This window comes from Komagataeibacter xylinus (assembly GCF_031081985.1).
Taxonomy (GTDB): Bacteria; Pseudomonadota; Alphaproteobacteria; order Acetobacterales; family Acetobacteraceae; genus Komagataeibacter; species Komagataeibacter xylinus_E.
Map to the genome: position 1 here is coordinate 270499 of NZ_JARWSK010000005.1, position 19361 is coordinate 289859.

25 protein-coding genes are annotated in these 19361 nt (G+C 61.6%); 4 read left to right on the forward strand and 21 right to left on the reverse strand.

Annotation, left to right across the window (positions count from 1 at the left end; all coding sequences use genetic code 11):
- Nucleotides 1-423: 423 nt before the first annotated feature.
- Nucleotides 424-1071 carry a glutathione S-transferase family protein gene (locus QEG70_RS11595; protein WP_308720798.1) on the forward strand — a complete coding sequence of 216 codons (648 nt, stop codon included), beginning with the start codon at nucleotides 424-426 and terminating at the stop codon, nucleotides 1069-1071.
- Between the two features lie 56 nt (nucleotides 1072-1127).
- Entirely contained in the window at nucleotides 1128-1733 is a 606-nt protein-coding gene (locus QEG70_RS11600) for a TetR/AcrR family transcriptional regulator (protein WP_308720799.1), read from the forward strand.
- A gap of 213 nt (nucleotides 1734-1946) precedes the next feature.
- Here the strand turns inward: QEG70_RS11600 and QEG70_RS11605 are convergent, their stop codons facing one another.
- Nucleotides 1947-2510 (reverse strand): TetR/AcrR family transcriptional regulator, encoded by a 564-nt coding sequence (locus QEG70_RS11605; protein ID WP_308720800.1) that lies wholly within the window; start codon nucleotides 2508-2510, stop codon nucleotides 1947-1949.
- A 147-nt stretch (nucleotides 2511-2657) separates the two neighbouring features.
- On the opposite strand from QEG70_RS11605, the gene QEG70_RS11610 reads away from it, so the two are divergent.
- A complete protein-coding gene (locus tag QEG70_RS11610; protein WP_308720801.1) occupies nucleotides 2658-3365 on the forward strand; it encodes an SDR family oxidoreductase in 708 nt (235 codons plus the stop codon).
- Between the two features lie 115 nt (nucleotides 3366-3480).
- The gene (locus tag QEG70_RS11615; RefSeq protein ID WP_308720802.1) at nucleotides 3481-4164 is read left to right on the forward strand and encodes a GNAT family N-acetyltransferase; all 684 of its coding nucleotides are present in this window, start codon (nucleotides 3481-3483) and stop codon (nucleotides 4162-4164) included.
- Between the two features lie 163 nt (nucleotides 4165-4327).
- On the opposite strand, the gene QEG70_RS11620 is transcribed toward QEG70_RS11615, so the two are convergent.
- The 20 genes from QEG70_RS11620 to QEG70_RS11715 all read right to left on the reverse strand — a co-directional run bounded on the left by QEG70_RS11620 (nucleotide 4328) and on the right by QEG70_RS11715 (nucleotide 19277).
- Nucleotides 4328-5818 carry an aldehyde dehydrogenase family protein gene (locus QEG70_RS11620; RefSeq protein ID WP_308720803.1) on the reverse strand — a complete coding sequence of 497 codons (1491 nt, stop codon included), beginning with the start codon at nucleotides 5816-5818 and terminating at the stop codon, nucleotides 4328-4330.
- A 102-nt stretch (nucleotides 5819-5920) separates the two neighbouring features.
- On the reverse strand, nucleotides 5921-7480 hold the full coding sequence (locus tag QEG70_RS11625) for an MFS transporter (RefSeq protein WP_308720804.1): 1560 nt from the start codon (nucleotides 7478-7480) through the stop codon (nucleotides 5921-5923).
- Between the two features lie 15 nt (nucleotides 7481-7495).
- The gene (locus QEG70_RS11630; protein ID WP_308720805.1) at nucleotides 7496-7987 is read right to left on the reverse strand and encodes a MarR family winged helix-turn-helix transcriptional regulator; all 492 of its coding nucleotides are present in this window, start codon (nucleotides 7985-7987) and stop codon (nucleotides 7496-7498) included.
- A 578-nt stretch (nucleotides 7988-8565) separates the two neighbouring features.
- Nucleotides 8566-8793, reverse strand: a complete 228-nt coding sequence (locus QEG70_RS11635) for a ribbon-helix-helix domain-containing protein (RefSeq protein ID WP_308720806.1) — start codon at nucleotides 8791-8793, stop codon at nucleotides 8566-8568.
- Nucleotides 8794-8888: 95 nt separating this feature from the next.
- The gene (locus QEG70_RS11640) at nucleotides 8889-9314 is read right to left on the reverse strand and encodes a LysR substrate-binding domain-containing protein (protein ID WP_308720863.1); all 426 of its coding nucleotides are present in this window, start codon (nucleotides 9312-9314) and stop codon (nucleotides 8889-8891) included.
- Nucleotides 9302-9595 (reverse strand): type II toxin-antitoxin system RelE/ParE family toxin, encoded by a 294-nt coding sequence (locus QEG70_RS11645; RefSeq protein WP_308720807.1) that lies wholly within the window; start codon nucleotides 9593-9595, stop codon nucleotides 9302-9304. Before QEG70_RS11645 ends, QEG70_RS11640 begins: the two co-directional genes overlap by 13 nt.
- On the reverse strand, nucleotides 9592-9864 hold the full coding sequence (locus QEG70_RS11650) for a type II toxin-antitoxin system ParD family antitoxin (RefSeq protein ID WP_019086914.1): 273 nt from the start codon (nucleotides 9862-9864) through the stop codon (nucleotides 9592-9594). Before QEG70_RS11650 ends, QEG70_RS11645 begins: the two co-directional genes overlap by 4 nt.
- Nucleotides 9865-9953: 89 nt before the next feature.
- Entirely contained in the window at nucleotides 9954-11708 is a 1755-nt protein-coding gene (locus QEG70_RS11655) for a relaxase/mobilization nuclease domain-containing protein (RefSeq protein ID WP_308720808.1), read from the reverse strand.
- Nucleotides 11709-11954: 246 nt separating this feature from the next.
- Complete coding sequence (locus tag QEG70_RS11660; RefSeq protein WP_308720809.1) at nucleotides 11955-12656, reverse strand: lytic transglycosylase domain-containing protein; 702 nt, start codon at nucleotides 12654-12656, stop codon at nucleotides 11955-11957.
- Nucleotides 12643-12981 carry a DUF736 domain-containing protein gene (locus QEG70_RS11665; protein WP_308720810.1) on the reverse strand — a complete coding sequence of 113 codons (339 nt, stop codon included), beginning with the start codon at nucleotides 12979-12981 and terminating at the stop codon, nucleotides 12643-12645. The genes QEG70_RS11660 and QEG70_RS11665 overlap by 14 nt, the downstream gene beginning before the upstream one ends.
- Before the next feature lies 1 nt (nucleotide 12982).
- Nucleotides 12983-13525, reverse strand: coding sequence for a S26 family signal peptidase (locus QEG70_RS11670; RefSeq protein WP_308720811.1), 543 nt, complete (start codon nucleotides 13523-13525; stop codon nucleotides 12983-12985).
- Nucleotides 13522-13986: a DUF2840 domain-containing protein gene (locus tag QEG70_RS11675; RefSeq protein ID WP_308720812.1), complete on the reverse strand. Its 465-nt coding sequence runs from the start codon at nucleotides 13984-13986 to the stop codon at nucleotides 13522-13524. The genes QEG70_RS11670 and QEG70_RS11675 overlap by 4 nt, the downstream gene beginning before the upstream one ends.
- Nucleotides 13983-14225 carry a ribbon-helix-helix protein gene (locus QEG70_RS11680; protein ID WP_308720813.1) on the reverse strand — a complete coding sequence of 81 codons (243 nt, stop codon included), beginning with the start codon at nucleotides 14223-14225 and terminating at the stop codon, nucleotides 13983-13985. Before QEG70_RS11680 ends, QEG70_RS11675 begins: the two co-directional genes overlap by 4 nt.
- Nucleotides 14222-14965 (reverse strand): DNA-methyltransferase, encoded by a 744-nt coding sequence (locus tag QEG70_RS11685; RefSeq protein ID WP_308720814.1) that lies wholly within the window; start codon nucleotides 14963-14965, stop codon nucleotides 14222-14224. Before QEG70_RS11685 ends, QEG70_RS11680 begins: the two co-directional genes overlap by 4 nt.
- On the reverse strand, nucleotides 14962-15600 hold the full coding sequence (parA, locus tag QEG70_RS11690; RefSeq protein ID WP_308720815.1) for a ParA family partition ATPase: 639 nt from the start codon (nucleotides 15598-15600) through the stop codon (nucleotides 14962-14964). The genes QEG70_RS11685 and parA overlap by 4 nt, the downstream gene beginning before the upstream one ends.
- A complete protein-coding gene (locus QEG70_RS11695) occupies nucleotides 15597-16652 on the reverse strand; it encodes a replication initiator protein A (protein ID WP_308720816.1) in 1056 nt (351 codons plus the stop codon). The genes parA and QEG70_RS11695 overlap by 4 nt, the downstream gene beginning before the upstream one ends.
- The gene (locus QEG70_RS11700; protein ID WP_308720817.1) at nucleotides 16652-16945 is read right to left on the reverse strand and encodes a helix-turn-helix transcriptional regulator; all 294 of its coding nucleotides are present in this window, start codon (nucleotides 16943-16945) and stop codon (nucleotides 16652-16654) included. The genes QEG70_RS11695 and QEG70_RS11700 overlap by 1 nt, the downstream gene beginning before the upstream one ends.
- 217 nt (nucleotides 16946-17162) lie before the next feature.
- Nucleotides 17163-18422, reverse strand: coding sequence for a cation:proton antiporter (locus QEG70_RS11705; protein ID WP_308720818.1), 1260 nt, complete (start codon nucleotides 18420-18422; stop codon nucleotides 17163-17165).
- Nucleotides 18423-18532: 110 nt separating this feature from the next.
- The gene (locus tag QEG70_RS11710; RefSeq protein WP_308720819.1) at nucleotides 18533-18937 is read right to left on the reverse strand and encodes a DUF2285 domain-containing protein; all 405 of its coding nucleotides are present in this window, start codon (nucleotides 18935-18937) and stop codon (nucleotides 18533-18535) included.
- Nucleotides 18938-18989: 52 nt separating this feature from the next.
- Nucleotides 18990-19277 (reverse strand): transcriptional regulator domain-containing protein, encoded by a 288-nt coding sequence (locus tag QEG70_RS11715; RefSeq protein ID WP_308720820.1) that lies wholly within the window; start codon nucleotides 19275-19277, stop codon nucleotides 18990-18992.
- Between the last annotated feature and the right edge of the window lie 84 nt (nucleotides 19278-19361).

The following is a 19361-nucleotide window of genomic DNA, read 5'->3' on the forward strand; positions in this document are numbered from 1 at the left end:
AGTGCCGTAACTAGTTCCATGTATGTGATTACGACCCGACAGATTAGCCTTCGCACTTCGCACGGCTATCATCACGGCCCGATATGAGCCGGCCTCTGGTGCCAGTTAGATGTCGATAAGCATCGCAATTGCATATAGATGTCAAGCGACATATAAACAGGTGGAGAGCTTGAACGCAGCGGGAGCCAAGGCATGAACGTCACTAGGACTCACGTGCTGGAAAATCGCGACAACCTGGTCGATGCCGCGCGGGTGTGGTTGGCGGCGGGAGCGTTTGAGTGGTCAGGAATGCAAACCGTAGCCTTGCGAGCGAGATCCTTCGCATCATGGCGAGCACACTCGCATCCACAAGGTTACGCAATCGGGACAGAGAGACCGAAAACCGCTGCGAATGCGACAAGTTGTAGGTGAACGGACGTGAACATGAACTTGAAGCGCTCGGACCTGACCCCAATCGAGCTTTACGGCGCCAACACTGGAAACTGCCTGCGTGTCTCCATCGCGCTCGAAGAGGCGGGCATCCCCTATATTGTGAAGCTCATGGATTTGCGCCGCGGCGATCAGCACAGGCCCGAGCATCTGGCGCGCAACCCGATGGGCCGAGTCCCTACGATCGTATCCCAAGATCGAGATGGGCAGACCCTGGTCTTATCGCAGTCAAATGCTATTCTATTTTACATTTGCGATCTCACCCCCGGCGTATTGTTGCCGGTTGACGATATCATCGGGCGAGCACGTGTGCTGGAGCGCTTCTTTTTCGCACTCACCGACGTCATTGGCCCAAGTCATTCAGCTTTTGCACTGAGGCAGATCAATGCTGGAGATAGCAGCGCTGAGCGTCTTGATCGGCGTTCCGTCGAAGCATTGACCCGAGCCGAAGCATTTCTAAAAGAAGCGCGCTTTATCGGTGGAGAAGACTTCACTCTCGCAGACATCGCTGCCTTCACAATCACCATCGCATTGCGCAGGCTGATAGACTGGCCCTCGCTGCCGCACATGCAGCGCTGGTTTGATGAATTGCACGCACGACCGTCAATAGCCAATGGATTGCGCGCATTCGGGCATCGTTGAGATGCAATAGCATCCGGCGAGACCGAAGCTGCTTGTGCTAGGAAAGAAGTGGTTCAGTGAAGAAGTCGAAGCAGGAAACGATATTGACTCGTGTTCGAATTGTCGAAGCGGCATCTTCGGAGTTTCGGCGCAACGGTATTGATCGCACTGGGCTGAACGAGTTGATGGCTGCCGCCGGGTTGACCCGTGGCGGCTTCTATCGCCATTTCTCTTCAAAAGATCAGCTTGTTTCCGAAGCCTATGGGCACGCCCTGCAGTCCCAACTTGATCGGATCGTGGCCCTCACTGCTGACGCCAAGCGAACGAAAGCCCTGCAAGCAGCCGTCGACATGTACCTGTCGAACGCACAGCGTGATGATCCGGCCACGAGCTGTCCCCTGGCGATGCTGGGCAGTGAGTTGCCCCGCTCCAGCGAAGATACCCGAAGCAAAGCAACCGAGGGAATCAGAAAGTTTTCGGAAATACTTGGGACCGCGTCGGGCGCTTCCACGGCTAATGAAGCAATCAAAGCCGGTCTCCCATTATTGGCAACGCTCGTTGGAGCGCTAACGATGTCGCGTGTTGTCCTCGACGATCAACTCTCAGAGGAAATCATCAACGAGGCGAAGAAAGCTGTTAGTGCTTACCAGCGCCGCAAGACGACCTTGGCAGACACAGTCTAAGTTCCGGCGATGCAGACGGCAGAAAAGAAAGTGCCGTCACGACAGTCGCAGCGTTTTGCGACACGGCCCCTGTCCTTCCACCTATTGAATATATCCCTGATGCGGTGCCGCTCGCAATAAAGAATCTTGTCGTAAGGGACTTCGATGGTGCTCCTCGTTGGGAGCGCCGAAGCAGCACCACTTTTAGCAAGTGTAGCGCGAAACCCGTCCGAACTACGACGCCAAGAGCTGCCTCCGTGTCGCAGCGAGAATCTCGTCCGACAATTCGCCATCATCGACCGAGCGCGCCAGGATCACGGCACCGACCATTGCCGCGGTAGTGAGGATCGCTTTCTCCCGGCGATCCCCGCCACCGCTCCATCGGAACCCCCTAGCGATACGCTCGATCACTTTGCCCAGATGCCGAGAAAGCGCCGGCTTGTCCGGCTCTCGCCGACCAATTTCCACGGCTAGTGCGGCCATAGGGCATCCATTGCCCGCTCCATCGCGGTGCGCCCTGCTAAGATAGTTTTGCAGGAACGTCTCTTTTGCCGTCACCGGATCAGCAAGCGCACGGGACAATGTTGCGTCAGCCTGATCCATCGCCTCCCGAATTGCTGCAGACGCCAATTCATCCTTGCTACCGAAGTGCGAGGGAAATGCACCGTGCGTCATGCCTGCGGCCTTCATCACCTCGCTCACACTCACGTCGTTGATCCCGCGCTGGCGGAACAACTCGGACGCAGCATTCAAGAGTCTCTGGTGTTTCGCAGCAGTCTCCTCGGCGGGGTAGCGCATTGGGTTTCAGTCTCCAGTCAACCATCTTGACAAGATATATGATGACCATCATGTTACGGCAAGCATGATGATCATCATAAATGAGCGCCGTCTTAAATCGCTCCGCTGATCGCCAGCGCTTGTCTCAAGCCGAGGAGTAGAACCGCGATGAAGGTTAATGGTGCAGTCGTTTTCGTCACGGGGGCCAACCGTGGTTTAGGTCTGGCGTTCGCCCGCCAGGCGCTCGCGCTCGGCGCCGCCAAAGTCTACGCGGGCACGCGGAATACCGCAGGCTTCGGCGAGCCTGGGCTTATTCCCATTGAGATCGACGTGACTGATCCTGGGTCAATCGCTCGGGCGGCAGAACAGGCCAAGGACGTGACCATCTTGGTCAACAATGCCGGCATCGCCGCAACCGTTCCAGACGCGCTCGACGACGCAGTCGAAGAACTTTCGCGGCGAATGTTCGAAGTAAACTATTATGGCGTGATCCGCGTCACAAAGGCTTTCGCCCCCATTCTTGCGCGGAGCAGCGAGTCCGCGATTATCAATGTGCTTTCCAGTGCCACTTGGCTTCCCGTCCCGTTGCTTACGCCCTACTCGGCATCCAAAGCGGCAGCTTGGAGCTACGCGAACCACGTTCGCCTTGCCCTGAAACCGCAGAATACCTCGGTGCTCAGTCTCCATGTGCATTTCGTCGACACCGATCTCACCAAAGGCCTCAATATACCGAAGAGCGATCCGAACGACGTTGCCCGCCGCACTTTCGAGGCGCTCGAGGCTGGCAAGAGCGAGATCATGGCCGACGAGACCACACGCTTGCTCAAAGCGTCTCTTTCGGCTGAAAGACCAGGTTACATCGATCCCGACATGTGATCCGAGCCGTAGCTTGACTAGCAGATAGCCGTTGAGGACCGCCGGAACTGAACAAAGACGCACTCACTTTCGGGTGGCTTTCGGCGAACCGTAGTTCGTTCAAGAGGATTCACCCTTGAGTAAATTTGACTCGCTCAACAATCCTGTCTGGAACGCCCTCAATACTATTCAGAGACCGCTTGCGCTGACATTCGGTCTTGCTGCGCGCTATCCGCATAATGTTTCCCCCCTTGCAGGACTGCAGAAATGCACGGCAGCGGCCTTTGCCGACTTGGCGCAATTGGTTTCGTGGGGCGAGAGCATAGCACTGTTCACAACCACACCGCCCGAAGTGCCTTCAGGCTGGACGGTTGAACGAAGCCGTTGGATCGAACAAATGGTTTGCGAGAAGCCTCTCGCGACTGAACTCTGTGATCTGCTCGAACTCCAAGAAGAGGACGTGCCGGATATGCTGGCTCTTACGGCCGCCACAAAGCCAGGGCCATTCCTCGAAGCGACCATTCGAATGGGGCGCTATCGTGGCATTCGCTCTCATGCCGGCACACTACTTGCGATGGCCGGAGAGCGAGTTCGCCTCGGGAATTTCACGGAAATCAGCGCAGTTTGTACGACACCAGAAGCACGAGGTCGAGGATACGGTAGCGCTCTCGTTACTGCAGTCGCTTCTCGGAGTTTTGCCGACGGGATGACGCCGTTTCTCCACGTTAAGACCGAGAACGGCGCAAAGCAGCTCTATGAGAAATTGGGCTTCCGCGTGCGGTGTTCCATCCGGCTGACTGTGCTTACAAGGGCCAACTGAGCGAACAGACAAAAATCGCTGACCGCACGTGGCACTCGCAAAATTCGTGAACCTGCCTAGTCAAAGCTCAATGCCGAGACCCTAGCCCCCGAGGAATGCGAACAGGCGCGATAGCACGAGCGCAGAAGGGCTCCGGAGGTATTAATCGCTGAGCATCGTTCGGTCACCTCGATACGCACGCGTCGAATTGGCTCATCCGGTAGCGCACCGTGAAGATATCCGAAGCTGAAAGTATAGCACCGCGGCCCAGCGGACGTCCCTCCTGCCAGTTGGACAGTCCCAGTTCCGGTCTATCGAGCGCATACTGACCGTCCGCCCAACGCGTAAACCCATCGCCAACAAACGGAGCGTCGACAGCATCATAAAACCAGTCTTGCGCGACCGAATCAGCGCTGATGAGGGAGACGACGAAACGTGGCGCATAATTGTTGAACAGGTTGATCGCTTCATCCAGCCCTTCAACGACCACCAGAGAGATCTCCGGAGCGTCACTCCACTCCCATTCTGTTGGAAGTTTGGAAGCAGATATCAGCTCGGCGAATGGGCGCCTCCTAGTAATGTCATTAGTTGCAGATAGCGGCGAGCCCGAGAAGAGATCTTCCGGCAGATAGCTTTCGGAACCTTCGACGACGTGGATTCTAGCTCTAGTATCTCTACGTGCAGGGGCGAGCGATAACGTTTCGATCAGCATGGGTATCAACTCTGTCGCCTTCGACCTAACGACGCAGCAGACGTTTAGGGTGTTGCACACCTTCCGGTCGAGTGAGTTCTGGACGACAGCCCTGAAGCGGGCCGGATCAGCGTCATGATTCGCGACCAGCCATGCGCCGCCAGTCCCGTGAAGACTAGTAGGCACACCACTCTGCCGGGCGACGTCGCCAAGTCGCCTGACCACCTTGCCGGAGCCCCGCAAAACTGCGAGACCAAGTCGTCGGTCCGAAAGCAAAGCCCAAGTCGCGGCGTGGTTTTCGCTGTCGATCAGTCCAATAGCGCCACGCGGCAGACCGCTATTGGCAAGGGCAGGCTCAATGATTTGGAACAGCAGGCATTCGGCCGTGGCGCGGGCGTCGTGGCCGAACTTGAGCAGAGCCACATTTCCGGTACGCAGCACGCCGACTGCATCGATGATCACGCTTGGCCGTGCCTCAAAGACGAAGCCAACAACCCCAACGGGCTCGCGGGCGGCGTTGACGCGCCAACCATCGTGGAAATGCTCCTCCACGAGTCTCCCACGGCCTGCGTCCAGATTCGCCCACGAAAGCAGTCCACGGATCATGGCACTGCGCGATTTGTCTCCGAGTGCCAGTCGGTCGCTCAATCGACCTGCCGACGCGGCGCGAGCAAGATCGCGCGCGTTAGCGGCCAGGATGCGCTTCCAGATATCGTCATCTGCCAGCCTCGACGCCGCGTCATCGAAAAAGCTGTTGATCTGCGCGTCTGGGACTCTGGAGAACTCACGGAAGGCCCGAAGCGAATGCGCCATCGCGCGATCCACTTCCACGCGCACCTCGCGGGCGATGTGCATCAGTTCGCCGTCAGTCTGGTCAACGAGGAGAGCGTCGCCAGGCTTAAAAATCTCCGCCAATGCAGAAGATACGAGGGTAGCGCGATCACCGCCGAATGGGATAGGCATTCCTGCCGTCAAGCGCTCCAAGTGCATTCCCGACATTATCGTTCCTCTCACTGTTGTCTCTGCCCGAAAGCCGAAACCCACGGCCTTGGACGCAAATACATTCGCAAGCCCCAATGGAGAGCGTCACCGAACCCCGTTGGCCGGCGAAACCACCACGTTCTTGGTCCGCGTCAAAATGAGCGTTAGGATGCAGCTCGCTGCAGCAACTGCGGCCGCGACGAGACTTACTGTCGCGAATCCGCCAGCGAAGGCTGCCTGGGCGGCGCGGTGAACCCCGGATTGGAGCCCAGGGGGAACCGCACCGATGAAACCAGAGAGATCGCCGGAGGCGACCCGTTTGGCTGCGGCTGTCGCAAGGCGTGGATCAAGGCTCTGCACAGTAGCAGCAGCGGTAAACTCTCGGGAGACAGCCTTCGACAGGACTGCCCCCAGGCCCGCCACTCCGAGCAAGAGCCCGACGAAGCGGACTGTGGACGTTAGGCCAGACGCCATACCACCGCGCTGCGCGGGAACAGCTCCCTGCATGGCCTTCGTGGTCTCGCTGTTAAGCAATCCAGCGCCCGCACCCACGACGAGCATGCCGGCAGCGAAGACAAGATATTTCACGCCAGCCCGCGCGAACTCGTAAAGAAGAATATCTCCGACGAACGTGGTGATCAACCCGATGGCGAGCAGCGAGCGCACTGAATGCCGGTTTGCCAGCCGCCCACCAAACCGGGGCGTTAAAAACATCGGCAGTGCAAAGGGCACCATGGCCAGACCCGCGGCGGCCGGCTCATAGCCGTAGGCGTTCTGGAGGAACATAGGTAGAAAGAAGATCATTACCTGAGCGCCACCAGCGTATCCGAGCATCGCGAAGACAGAGCCGAGGAAATCTCTTTGTGTAAAGAGAGCGAAATCGACCATCGGCCGCTCTTGCCGAAGCTCTACGAAAATGAACGCAGCCAGCAGGACGACGGCACCTACGAACCGGCACATGATGGACCGGCTGGCCCAACCGGCGGTGTTGCCGTCGATGAGGGCCCAGATCAATAGAAACAGCCCTGTGCTGAAGGTTACGATGCCGGCGAAATCAAGACGTTTCGCTTCGTGGTCAGAGGATTCGGAAAGTATGTAGAAGGACACTGCAATCAGGATAGCGCAAATAGGCAGATTTATGAGAAAGGCCCAACGCCATCCCGCTAGATTGGTAATGATTCCGCCAATAATGGGGCCGCTGGTGATGGCGATACCGATGCAGGAGCCCCAGAAGGCGTATGCCCTCGCTCGCTCCGATCCGTCGAACGTGTGATTAATGACGGCAAGTGCGGCGGTCAGCAGGAGGCTGGCCCCGACGCCCTGAAGCGCGCGAGCCAGATTCAGCATGATGGCCGATGTAGCCAGGCCACAAAGTCCAGAGGCCACCGCAAACACTGCCAGGCCAATAAGCACGGCGAGCTTGCGTCCGTGTCGGTCCGCATAGGACCCGGCCGCCATTAGAAGCGCCGCAAAGGTCAGTACGTAGGCGCTTACAACCCATTCGATATCTGTGAATGAAGCGTGAAGGGAGCGCGCTATTGCGGGTAGCGACACTGCAACAATGTTCGAGTCCAGCATTATCATCGAACAAACAAGCGACGCCGTCGTAAGCACCAGGATCTTTTTCCTTTGGGCCACGGAGCCAACTTCACGCTGAGATGCCATGATCGTACTGGCCTTCTAACGTTGGGAAACGATGGGCTGCGAGGGGATACTTGCCAAAGCCGGATCCGCAGCGATCCCGAGGAGCGTCTCACGCAGATGGTCGGCTTTGTCTCTGCCGAAGCTGCCTTCGAAATGATGCTGCGCTTCGCGCCAGAGGGAATGCGCGTGGGAGTACTTTTCAAGCCCCTTCTTCGTGAGATGCACGTGCTTCCAGCGGCGATCTGCGTCGGCTGCCTTCAAGGCGATGAGTCCATCACGCTCAAGGGGACGCAGATTATGCCCAAGAGTCGAGCGATCCATCACCATCGCATCCGCAAGTTCCGACATTGTGGGAGGCTTGTCGTGACGGCGTTCGATCTCGCTGAGGATTGAGAACTGTGTCGATTTCAGGCCGCAAGGAGCTAGAGTGGCGTCATACATCAGTGAAAGCCGGCGCGAGGCTTTGCGAAGCGCCGTGCAGTTACAGCGACTGACTGCATAGGAAGTCTGCGATGATGGCTGGGTCATCTTGGCTCCAATACCGGGATATGCCCCTATTAATAGGGGCATATCCCGGTATTGGAATCTCTGTCAATCCAAATTCCCTTTGCCGACGAACTTCAGTTGCCGAAACGTCAACATCCAGAACTCGCCACGTTCTTAGAAGCGTATGAGAGCAAGCTTCGGCGGCAAGGAAAAAGAGTTCGACGCAGTCGTGATGTTATGGGGCGCGCCCACCGGTCGGGTGCTGCAAGAACGGTCCCTTCACCACCGAGACCGGATACGCATGTCGCTTCGCACGGCCGTATCAAAGGTGTCTAATGGTCCCATTCAGAGGTTGTGACGGAGCTCCTGCTTCTGGTGCAGCACACGGACGATCAGGATACCATCCTCCAGCTTCCGCTAGAACACGGTGTGGCTGTCATGCGGAAAGCGGAAATACCCATTTCTCAGGTCACGAACGTCGGTGCCCATCCCCGGCCAGGCGCTCGAAGGTAGCATGGAGATCAAGGATATAGCGTTCGGCGCGCGCTAGCTCCCACAGCCGGACGGAGGTCCTGACGATACTCACGTTATCCGCGTCGACTTCCCCGGAGAGGGTGTAGCTACTCATTCTCGGCGTCAGATGCCGATTTCACCGCGCAAAGGATATCAGGCACCGAGCGCTTGCTGATGCCGCTGCGCTCCCCCTTTATCAGAGCATCGACCAGCGCCTGATCACGCCGAATCAGGTCACGCACATAATCGCTCACGCTGGCATACTGCCCGCTGTCGATACGACGTTGGACCCAGTCGCGCATCAGTTCCGGCACGGAGACGTTCATGGAGGCCATCGCCATTCTCCTTTCTGGGTTACAATGGCAGATAATGGCATAACTTGCCATTCGAGTCTCCAAGGAGTGCTCATCTCACGATTTCGTCCAACGGATTATCCAGCCTGTTGCGTCAGCCATCTTTCGAGGATCTCCACGCTTTCCGCCACCTGCACGCCGCCTGACCGGATCAGCCCGTAAGACGTTCCATCTGAATCGAACCCGACCGGTGCCACAAGCCGGCCGGTCGCTACATCGTCTGCAGCGATGATACGGGGCGACAAGGCGACGCCCAGACCACTGGCGACGGCTTCCAGCATCATGAAATGATGGTCGTACAGACGGACGTCGCGCGGTATGGGAATGTCAGGCCGGGACGCCAGCCAGTTCCTCAGCCGCCGGGCCAACGCCGCTTCCAGCCGCTCGGGGCCTTCCGGCGACAGGAACGATGCCAGCGCCGTCTCCACGATCAGCGCCTGCGGCACCTTCTTGCAGGCGGCGTAATCCGCGAAGCGTAATGCGCTCTGGTTTACGAGTCGAATATCTGCGGCAGATCCCGTGCGCCATGAAGCACGCGGACGATGCGTACCTCGTCGGCCAGTTCACGGAAGAACAGCAGGTAGCGGCCGTGAACAATGACCCTCAATCCGGGACTGATTTCATCGCGCGCCGGAAAGCTCCCCGGATGGTGCGCTGCTGTGGCTGCCTTCGCTTCCAGCTCGGCAACGAAGCTCATGGCCCGATCGAGATTGTCTTCGGCGATGTAGAGCGCTATCTCCAAGAGGTCGGCACGCGCTGCTGGAGCGAAGCCAAGGCGTTTCATCCCTGCGCGCGGCGGCGGGCGATCACGTCGCGCAATTCGGCGAAGACGGTCTCAGCCGGGATGCTCGACCCGCTCTCATCACCAAGCCGGATCGCCTCCCGCAGGGCGTCGAGATCACGGCGGTCGGTATCGCGCCGACGCATCCATTCGCGCAATGCCTCGCGCACCACCTCGCTGGTCGAGGCATATTCACCGCCGTCAACGGATTGCCGCAGGATCGCGGCCATTTCGGACGGCACGGTGATAGTCATACGTTCGATTGTGGACATGAGGCGGCTCCTCCCGAGCGAGCATATTTTATCATACTTATGAAGCACCCGCTTTGTCAGCCGAAAACCCGCAGGCAAGCCGCCCGACGTCAAATCCCAAGCCCGCGCTTGCGCCCGAAATTCCAGTCCACCGATCCACCCGGCGACATGGTGCCGGAAACCTGCCGTCCGAGCTTCTGCTCCAGCGCCGGACGCCACGGCACGAGCTGGAAGCCCAGCCCGTCATCCACCATGGCGAAGCGACCCGAGGACAGGGCTAACCGCTGGCGATAGACCCCCGAGACGATATCTCCTTCCTTGGCAGGCCGATTTTCCAGCCCGGTCTGCGCCGCCAGCCTGGCCGCCGCCTGACCGAGATCGCGCTGGCGCAGGGTGCCGATCAGGTCGGGCGCGAACACCACGCGCTCGCCCTGCCGTCTGGCCAGCCCCTCGGACGCCAGATGATCAATCCGTTGCGCCATCGCCTCGCGGACCTCCGCACCGAAACCCGCATTGCCCAGCGCCGGATCCTTGGCGAGCAACTGGCGATCGAGCCAGGTCGCGCCGGGTGCCGTCACCTGCTCGGCCAGCGTGAAATCCGAACGGGTCGCGAGCGACAGGCGCTGCGTGCCTTTGGCATCCTCCCAGGTCCGGGTCTCGACGATCGCGCCCGTCTTCGCGTCACCGGTCAGCTCCAGATCGGGGAAGCGGACATGATGCGTCCGCCCGTCGGCCCCCGCGATCACCACGTAACCCGAGCCTTTCAACTCGTCATCCAGCCCGCGCTCGACCAGCCGGCCAATGACGGAATTGGCCAGCGTCTCGCCATGGATCGCGAAACCCGCGACATCGGGTTCCACCCCGCCGCCGGCCATGGCGCGGTGCATGCTCTTGATGATGTCGCCCCGAAGGGAGAGATCGCGCAGCGTCGCCTCCAGCCCCGGTTTGAGGGTCCAGCGCGCTACCCCGACGCGGTCGGCGAGACCAAGCCCCTCCAGCTTGGTCGCCCGGCCAACCAGCAGCCGCCGCAGTTCCGGGTCTTCGGCACCCGCTCCCGGCCGCAGATCGACGATACCTCCGCCCTCGTCGCTGAGATCCTGCAACGCGCGATCGAGGCTGGTCCAGCGGTCGGCGGCAATCTCGCTCTCCAGGGCGGTGCGGATTTCCAGCTCGCTGCGCGGACCCAGTTCCAGCGTCACCCGTTCGGCGGCGCGGTCGCGCAGGCCCTGGCTGATATAGGCACGACTGATCACCAGATCCTTGCCGTCATCGGCCACCCCACGCACCAGGATATGGACATGCGGATTGTCGGTGTTCCAGTGATCCACCCCGACCCAGTCCAGCTTTGTGCCCAGGTCGCGCTCCATGTCCTGCATCAGTTCGCGCGCGAAGCCCCGCAGATCCTCCATCCGCGCTGCGTCCTCGGGCGAGACGATGAAGCGGAAATGGTGCCGGTCGTCTTCACAACGTTCCGCGAAGGCCTTGCTGTCCGCTTCGTCGGACCCGGCATCGAACAGATGGGCCCTGGCACCGTCACGGGTGACGCCCTCGCGCCTGAGGTAGGCGATGTGCCGGGAGAGCGGTGCGGAACGAAAGCGCGTGCCCTGCTGGCGCACGACACGCGCCTTGACCACGACGCGACGGGCATTGCTGCGCAGCCGCATGGACAGCGCCGCACGTCGGCCGCGCCCGAAACGGGAACCGCCGCCGCCTCCCCTGCCCTTCGCGCCGAACCGGGTGCCGGTATGACCGGCCCTCTTCGCGGCACGCATGACCTCACCGACGAAGGATTTCGGTCGTGCGCCCTGGTTGCCGTGTTGGATGCGTCCGGGCCGAACAGTGAGGCCGTCATCGCGCGTCGGCATGGCCCGCTCTCCGCTTCGATGTGCGCCTGACGGCGCTCGGATCGTTGAAAAGATTAGGAAAAATGCCCGGACAGCCGCAGGCGGTGCGTGGTGAGAGGACAAATTCTCCAATCAAACCAACCACATGCAGCCCCGAAGGAGCGCTGCTTTTACCTTGCCGTCCTTCTGTCCGTTGCCTATCTCCCCCCAGCACCCCATCCCCAAGGCACCCATAGCCCGCCAGCGCCCGATGGACCGGAACGGGGATCATCGGCGTGCTTCCCCCTGCCATGACGCGAGGAACAGCCCGGCCGATTGCGGAGCGAGCGCCGTCCAGTCGGTTGGGCGGGCGCCGTCGGCATGCCCCGGATTGTGCGCACTCTCGCCATGCCGGGACGCACTGCCCGTGCGCAGGAATGACGCCGGAAAGAGGGAAGACTCCTGCCAGGATGGCGCAGCCAGAGCACTGATCGCTATGTCGTCGACGAGCGGAAGAGCCAGCCGCGCGCTGACCGACGCGACGTAATTCCGCGTCTCGGCAGGCAGCGGCCGGCCGGTCGCGAGATGTTCGTCGTAGCGTGCTGGACCGGCATTATAGGCGGCGAGAAACCCAGCCTCGCCGTAGCGGTCCCGCATCCAGCGCAGATAGGTTGCACCCGCCAGGATATTGTCGTGGGGATCGAACGGATCGTTGCCGAGTCCGAGCGACGTGCGTAGGCTGGCCCATGTTCCGGGCATCACCTGCATGAGCCCCATCGCACCCGCCGACGACACGGCATGCGCATCACCCCGGCTCTCGGTATGCAGGACGGCAGCAATCCATGAGGCTGGAATCTGCGCGCGCATGGCCGCTTCCGCGATCATGTCGGCGTATGGATCGGCAACCGCATTATGCGTCGGCACCGTCAATGAAACGACGACCGGAAGCACGACACCGAGCAGCCGGAGCCTCAATTTACCGCCGGTCATCACGCTTCACCGGGCGGCTCCAGACCAGATGGAAGGCACGCCCCTGACGGTCGGACTGGAACAGATTGGCGCGGATCGGCTGCGCCAGCATGGGGTCGTCGAGAACCAGCGAGAGATAGGTGCCCGCCTTCTCGCCGGTGCGTTTCCACCCCGCACCCACCTCCGGTCCGGCATCGGCGTCACCAAGATGGACGCGATAGTCGGGCGCGTGTTCGGCGTCCGACGATGTCGCCGGCACGATCGTCAGTTCGACGTCGAGGGCGAGCGTGCGCAGGCGCCCGGCGAAGCCGTCAGCCGTGCGCGTGAAAGTTCCGATCTGGGCCATGTCAGCCTCCTTTCTGATTGGGGGTGGGAGACATCGGTGACGGCACGAGCCACAGTGGCTGGGCATGGCCGAGCACTGCATCGAGCGGCAGGACGCCGAAATAGCGGCCGTCGAGACTGGTCGGGACGGCCGAATTCATGACGAAGACCTGACCGGGCAAGACACGTCGGCAGCCCTGCCAGACCGGCAGCGGACGGCCACGATGATCGCGGGCCAATGCATCGCCAAGCGCCTTGCCGTCGACCGTGACGGCAGCACCAATGCGACAGACCCGTTGTCCCGGCAGTGCGGCGACCGGCTTGAGCAGCGGCACACCGAGCGGCAGATAGCCACCGTGCGCCAGCATCGTGGCAATGTCTGTCGGGGGCCTAATCGCGATCAGGTCTCCGACATGCAGGATGCGCACCGATTGCAGGCGATACAGTCCGACCGGTGTGCTGGCGGTGGCATTCCAGATCAGCCGGGGCGCCGGATGGATCGCCAATGACGTGCCAACACCGAGCATTGCGAAATACGTGGTGAAGAACCAGCCAAAGCGCGTCATGACACCGCCCTCCGGCGCAGCCAGGCCTGATGGCGGTCGCGCGTGTAGGGACGTGGTGCCTGCCCGGCGAGCATCCGATTGTGCAGGTGCCGCCAATGCTCGGGCGCCACGTCGACGGGATCGATGCCGATCGCTTCGATACGATCGACGGCTTCGAGCACCAACCGGACCTTCGGCCAGCCGCTCTGGCGCAGCAGGCTCTCGCCGCCGGGACGCACGAACGGTACTGTCTGATAGGGCTCGCCGGGATGGGTGACGCGCACGATGTCGATGCAGGACACCACCGTGCCGTAATCGTTCGCCGCCCAGCGCAGGAAGGCGAATACGGTGTCCGGCGGAAAGCTCAGTATCCGCCGCCGACGATCGAGAATCTGCTCATGGGCGACAGAGCCGAAGCGGATCCAGTGCTCGATGCGCTTCTCGATCCAGGTCAGTTCGACATGAGCGAGGGTGTCGGTCATGGCACATCTCCAGCAGTATCGGGGAACTCGCGGGCCAGCAGCGCGCGCAGCATGTCGGCGACCGTGATGCCGCGCTGGAACGCCGCGACCTTGAGCCGCGCGCGCAGCGCCGGCGTGACGTCGATGGTCAGCCGGGCGGTAAAACGGTTGGCAGCCGCAGGCTTGTCCGGCGCCTTGACCCAGCACTCCGGGTCGGCGGGGCGCGATGCGAAGCCGGGAAACGTGCGACGCCCTGTCATGGCGCAGTTCCTTCGCCGAGCGGCAGCACCGAGGCGATGCGGTCGCGCGCCTTCTGCGCCATGACGGGATCGATCTCGCAGCCGACATAGCGCCGACCCGTCAGGCGACAGGCGACACCGGCCGCGCCCGAGCCGGCGAACCAGTCGCCCACCAGGCCACCCGGTGGGCAGCTCGTGCGGATCAGGATCTCCAGCAGTGCCACCGGCTTCTCGGTCGGATGGATGGCGCGCCCATGCGCATTGCGGACCGGAATCACGGAGCGCATCAGGCGCGGGCCGCCATCCTCGCTCACGTAATGGCCGGCATCGATCCGGCCCATGTGGGGCGGCCGGTGTCTCCGCCGTACCGTGCGCGCCCGCGCATCGGACGTGGTGGAAACCACGTTGTAGACGGCGCGCCAGGGCGTATCGTCGCGATAGAACTGGACGATCAGTTCATGCACGCGCCGGAACCGATCGGCATGGAAGCTGGAACCGTTCTGCTTCTCCCAGACCAGTTCCTGGGCATATTTCCAACCTGCGTTCCGGAATTCCGTGTTGGATGCGAGAAAGCTCCGCAGCGACCCGAACACCCAGAGCGAGCCACTCGGCTTCAGGGCGGCGAGCGCCTTGCCCGGCCAGTCCGCCACGCGCCGGTCCCAGGCGAGCGACGTATCGCCATAGGGGGGATCGACCAGGATCATGTCGTAGGGGCCGTGCCAGGGCATCAGGAGCGCGCTGTCGCCGGTCAGGAGGGTCATGATACCAGCCCCCCGATCTCGGTCGTCAGAGCGGCGATTTCGCGGGCGGCAATCCCTTGGGGGCGAAGATCGCACACCAGACGGCCGGTGCGCGCAGCGTCGGCGAACGCGACCCGCTGACCGATCCGCGCCGCCAGTGCCGCCGGCTCGTGGCCGGCCAGCGCCAGCCGGGTTTCGCGGGCGATGACCGTGCGCGCGGCGCAGCGGTTGAGCACGAAACGGGCGAGAAGGCCGGGACGGAAGAGGCGCGCGTCCGCTAGCAGCCGCAACATCTCGGCCGAGGCCCAGCCGTCGAACGGCGAAGGCTGCGCGGGAATCAGCACCAGGTCGGCGGCCAGCAGGGCGGAGCGCAGCAGCGCCGCCACGCGCGGAGGACCGTCGATGACGACGTGATCCACCCCCTGAGCCAGTGCCGGCGCCTCGTGGTGCAGCGTATCGCGCGCCAGCCCGATCACGCCGAACAGCCGTGGCAGTCCCTCCCGCACCCGTTGCGCCGACCAGTCCAGCGCCGAGCCCTGCGGGTCGGCATCGATGACCGTCACGCGCCGGCCTTCCCGAGCCCATTGGCCCGCGAGATGCAGCGCCAGCGTCGTCTTGCCGACGCCGCCCTTCTGGTTGAGGAAGGCCACGATCATGGCCCCTCTCCGGGGGTTATCCGCAGATCGGGCGGGGTGCCAACATCCTTAAAGTTAGACTCTTTTAAGTTAGATTCTAAGTTAAGGGCATCATAACCATTTGATTCAACGTCGTGATTCGGCGTTTTCCGCAAACGATAGCACGGATGCCGTGGCAGTGATGGCACGGATAAATCCACAACTGATAGCACGGATGGATTCACAGCTTGTCCACAGGCCCCTGTGGATAGTTTGGCAGGCGCGAAGGCCAAAGTGTCGTTACCGTTGCGGTCGGGGCGCACCGACAGCCGATAGCCGGGAAAGGGCTGCCGCTTCGTCATTTCGCGCAGTTCGAAGGCAAAGCGACGATAGGGGGAAAGGCTGGCAGATTTTTCGTAGAGATGGCGCAGGCCGAAGGCCCAGCCCGCACGCTGGCGACCGCCATGCTTGCGCACGATGCGATAGAGCCAGCGCTCCAGACCGCCTGTAAGGCCAAAATAGGCCGGGTCGATGGTCAGCACGAGCGCATCGTCGAGAACGGCGTGGTAGAACCAGTCGGGCAGGATCAGTTCGATCACACGGGTGCGCCCTTCCCGCTCGGTATGCCGTTTCCATTCGTTGATCCAGGAAAAGCGGTGCAGTTGCCCCTTTCCGGTCTGCCGGAGCGAGGTCTTGATCGTGGTGGATTGCAGGCGATCGAAGGCTGCTTCCAGCCGCTCATAATCCCGCGCACTGTCGCCTCGGCCGATGAAGGTCAGGATCTCGCGCGGGCTGGCCACCATCAGCCGCGACGTGCGCCGACCAGCGTCACGTGCGGCAACGAGATGGCTGGCGGCCCAGATCAGCACGTCAGCGTCCCAGATCGTGGCCATGCCATGCTCGGCGGACGCCTCGACCCGGATGGTGACGTCCGGGGTCCGGTAATCGATCGGAACCATGCGAGGGGATTTAGCGAGGCTGAAGAACGGGAACGCCATCAGATCCTGCGCATCGCGAGGGGCGAAATCTCCCGCGATGGCATGGAAGAGTTCCAGTTGCTCGCGCTCAGAGCGCGCCCTGCCGGGCGGGGACATCAGCGCCGGCTCCCGCGCGAGGAAGCCTGCGTCGGCGGGATCAGCGGGCTTTGCCGTGCGGCCGCTGACACGGTGCCGGCGGTGGTGTCCGAGGTGTGGGCGCGTGCTCCGCTCTCTACCCAGGCCTGCAGTTCATCGACCCGATAGACCACACGGCCGCCGAGCTTCGAGTAGCGCGGGCCGGTGCCGTAGATCCGGTGTTTTTCCAGGGTGCGAATGGAAAGCCCGACGAAGCGCGAAGCGTCGGGCGTGCGCAGATAGCGCGGCGGCAGATCGCTGTAATTGGCGGACATGAGGTGGCTCCGTGGTCGCTGGCTGGGGCCGCGGGACAGATGCGGCCAGCAGGGATCAGCGTGGCGGAGCGAGGTCTTCCGGGACTAGGACCGATCTCACCGGGGACGAGATCGGTCCTTGAAGGGGGACGCTGACAAAACTCCGCCCCCCCAACAAACATCGTGTTATTGGACTTCGGTGGGCGCAGCTATGTCCGGGAAAACGGAGGAAGGCTGACTACGACTGGGATGCGGATGCCGGATAAAGTCTGCGAGCAACCCGCTCCATGGTCAGCCCCTGCACGATGATGGTGAACACGACGACGCCGTAACAGACCGGCAACAGCAGGTCGCGCAAGTCTCCGGGCGGCAATCCAAGTGCCAGAGAGACGGAGATGCCACCACGCAGGCCGCCCCAGGTCAGAATACCGAGAACGCGGCCCCGCTCCCATTGCCTCAGATGAACCGGAAGCGTTGAAAACAGCACGCTCAATGCCCGCACGGCAATGGACAGCGGGATTACGGCAAGCGTCGCCAGCACCGTAAACAGATGCGGCGTGATCTCAAGGATTTCAAAGCCGATCAGCATGAACAGCAGAACATTCAGCACCTCATCAATGAGTGTCCATGCGCTGTCGAGTTCCTTGCGGGATGCCTCATCGAAAACGGAGTGACTATAGCTTGTTCCAAAACACAGTCCCGCGACGACCACAGCAATCGCACCCGACATGCCAAGCTGATTGGCGATGCTGAAGGTTCCAGTCGCCAGAGCCAGCGACGTCAGCAGATCAATATGCGGATCCCGCTGCCCCTTAAGCACACTGAGCGCGATCCATCCGGTCAATGCGCCCAGCAAACCGCCACCGATCGCCTCGCGGCAGAAACTCAGAGCAATCTCGGAGGTGGTTACCCCCTGACTGTCCCCGGTAGCAAGTCCGATCGTGACACCGAAAATGACAACCCCTACGCCATCATTAAACAGGCTTTCCCCCGCGAAAACAGCCTGAAGCGGTCCCGGCAATCCTAGACGTTTCAGCATTCCCACGACCGAAACCGGATCGGTTGGTGCGAGAATAGCGCCGAGGACGATGCACCACGCAAAAGGAATGGCGTGGCCTAACAGGGGAAAGACACACCACGCCGCGATCGCCAGAAAGGCGACAGCCAGCACGGTCCCCAGAACAGAGAGGGCCGTGACCGAGGCAAGCTTTGCTCGCAGATACCCGACATTCACCTGCATGGCTCCAGCAAAAAGCAGAAGCGACAGCGCACCATTAAGAAATGTCACAGGCAGATTGATGGATCCGAGCACAGATCGTGGAAGAGCTTGAAGATCATAGGCCGGAATCAGCGGATTCAGGATCATGACCAGAAGCGATGTCAGCAACGAAAAGACAAGCACGCCAATCGTGACTGGAACGCGGAGCGTATGGTGATTGAGAATGCTGAATCCTGCCGAGAGTGTCAGAAGCAGGGCGAGGAGGCTGATGGTATCCATGGTTTCATGGCTGGCCGCTCCCACTTCCTACGTCAAGAAAAACCGGCAATGGGCCGCTACTGGAAAATCTTGATTGTTTGTTGAGTGGCACAAGCAGGGACGACACCGGCCTACCGCCCACGAAACGGGTGCAGTAGCAAGCGCCGATATCCTCCGTCAGTCAGTCCCCGCGCAAAACGCACCAGCCGTTTCATGCGGAAATGCAGATCGTGAGAGAGCCAGTCCCCTGCAGAAACCTCCCGACCGAACAGGACGCCGGCGATCTCGCGCTGCGACACCCCGTCGTCCAGACCGTCGAGCGTCCGGAGCGCCAGGATCAGCCTGCGGATGCGATCGGATGACAGGCAGGCCGGATCACGACCGGGACGCCGCTCCATCAGCACGCGCCAGAGCCGCAGGGCGGCCTGGACACGCACCTCGAACAGCGCGTCGAGCGGTAGAAGCACGCCGACCTGAGCCCCGTCCGGCGGCAGGACGTACAGCCGCATGACCGTCTCCCCCTGCTCGACCAGCACTTCTCCCGCCATATCGGCTGCCCAAGCGAGTGAGAGCGGCCGATACGGCGCGTCAGCCAGTGCTGTCGGCAGGGGGACAACCGCAATCACGGCCGGCGATACCGCAACAGTCCAGCGGGCGGCACGCGGATCGAGGGCCGTGCGGACACTCTCGAAATCGCAACCCCCAGCGCCGGGCGAAGGCTTCGGCGTCTGTTGCGGATAGCGCGGCGCGCTGAAGGGCAGCCCGCTCGCGGATAAAGTCGCGGTTACGGCTGACAAATTGCAAGGCAAAGGCGGGGGCGTCGAGCGACCGCAGGCCCTCGTACGCGCCCGCCGACCGCCAGTTGGCGCGGCTCATGGCGTCGTCTCCGATGCGTAACGGGTGGGAACAGGGCAAGCACTTGCTCGCGAGAGTATGCCAGACCGTCCTGTTGCCCGCTAC

Excerpts from the sequence above, each read along its gene's own strand:
- QEG70_RS11665 (WP_308720810.1), bottom strand. The coding sequence starts at position 12,981 with ATGGCCCAGATCGGAACTTTCACGCGCACGGCTGACGGCTTCGCCGGG.
- QEG70_RS11645 (WP_308720807.1), bottom strand. The coding sequence starts at position 9,595 with ATGAAACGCCTTGGCTTCGCTCCAGCAGCGCGTGCCGACCTCTTGGAG.
- QEG70_RS11660 (WP_308720809.1), bottom strand. The coding sequence starts at position 12,656 with ATGACCGGCGGTAAATTGAGGCTCCGGCTGCTCGGTGTCGTGCTTCCG.
- QEG70_RS11675 (WP_308720812.1), bottom strand. The coding sequence starts at position 13,986 with ATGACCGACACCCTCGCTCATGTCGAACTGACCTGGATCGAGAAGCGC.
- parA (WP_308720815.1), bottom strand. The coding sequence starts at position 15,600 with ATGATCGTGGCCTTCCTCAACCAGAAGGGCGGCGTCGGCAAGACGACG.
- QEG70_RS11650 (WP_019086914.1), bottom strand. The coding sequence starts at position 9,864 with ATGTCCACAATCGAACGTATGACTATCACCGTGCCGTCCGAAATGGCC.
- QEG70_RS11670 (WP_308720811.1), bottom strand. The coding sequence starts at position 13,525 with ATGACGCGCTTTGGCTGGTTCTTCACCACGTATTTCGCAATGCTCGGT.
- QEG70_RS11715 (WP_308720820.1), bottom strand. The coding sequence starts at position 19,277 with ATGAGCCGCGCCAACTGGCGGTCGGCGGGCGCGTACGAGGGCCTGCGG.
- QEG70_RS11700 (WP_308720817.1), bottom strand. The coding sequence starts at position 16,945 with ATGTCCGCCAATTACAGCGATCTGCCGCCGCGCTATCTGCGCACGCCC.
- QEG70_RS11605 (WP_308720800.1), bottom strand. The coding sequence starts at position 2,510 with ATGCGCTACCCCGCCGAGGAGACTGCTGCGAAACACCAGAGACTCTTG.
- QEG70_RS11655 (WP_308720808.1), bottom strand. The coding sequence starts at position 11,708 with ATGCCGACGCGCGATGACGGCCTCACTGTTCGGCCCGGACGCATCCAA.
- QEG70_RS11625 (WP_308720804.1), bottom strand. The coding sequence starts at position 7,480 with ATGGCATCTCAGCGTGAAGTTGGCTCCGTGGCCCAAAGGAAAAAGATC.
- QEG70_RS11610 (WP_308720801.1), top strand. The coding sequence starts at position 2,658 with ATGAAGGTTAATGGTGCAGTCGTTTTCGTCACGGGGGCCAACCGTGGT.
- QEG70_RS11595 (WP_308720798.1), top strand. The coding sequence starts at position 424 with ATGAACTTGAAGCGCTCGGACCTGACCCCAATCGAGCTTTACGGCGCC.
- QEG70_RS11685 (WP_308720814.1), bottom strand. The coding sequence starts at position 14,965 with ATGACCCTCCTGACCGGCGACAGCGCGCTCCTGATGCCCTGGCACGGC.
- QEG70_RS11705 (WP_308720818.1), bottom strand. The coding sequence starts at position 18,422 with ATGGATACCATCAGCCTCCTCGCCCTGCTTCTGACACTCTCGGCAGGA.
- QEG70_RS11695 (WP_308720816.1), bottom strand. The coding sequence starts at position 16,652 with ATGTCCCCGCCCGGCAGGGCGCGCTCTGAGCGCGAGCAACTGGAACTC.
- QEG70_RS11630 (WP_308720805.1), bottom strand. The coding sequence starts at position 7,987 with ATGACCCAGCCATCATCGCAGACTTCCTATGCAGTCAGTCGCTGTAAC.
- QEG70_RS11680 (WP_308720813.1), bottom strand. The coding sequence starts at position 14,225 with ATGACAGGGCGTCGCACGTTTCCCGGCTTCGCATCGCGCCCCGCCGAC.
- QEG70_RS11635 (WP_308720806.1), bottom strand. The coding sequence starts at position 8,793 with ATGGCCTCCATGAACGTCTCCGTGCCGGAACTGATGCGCGACTGGGTC.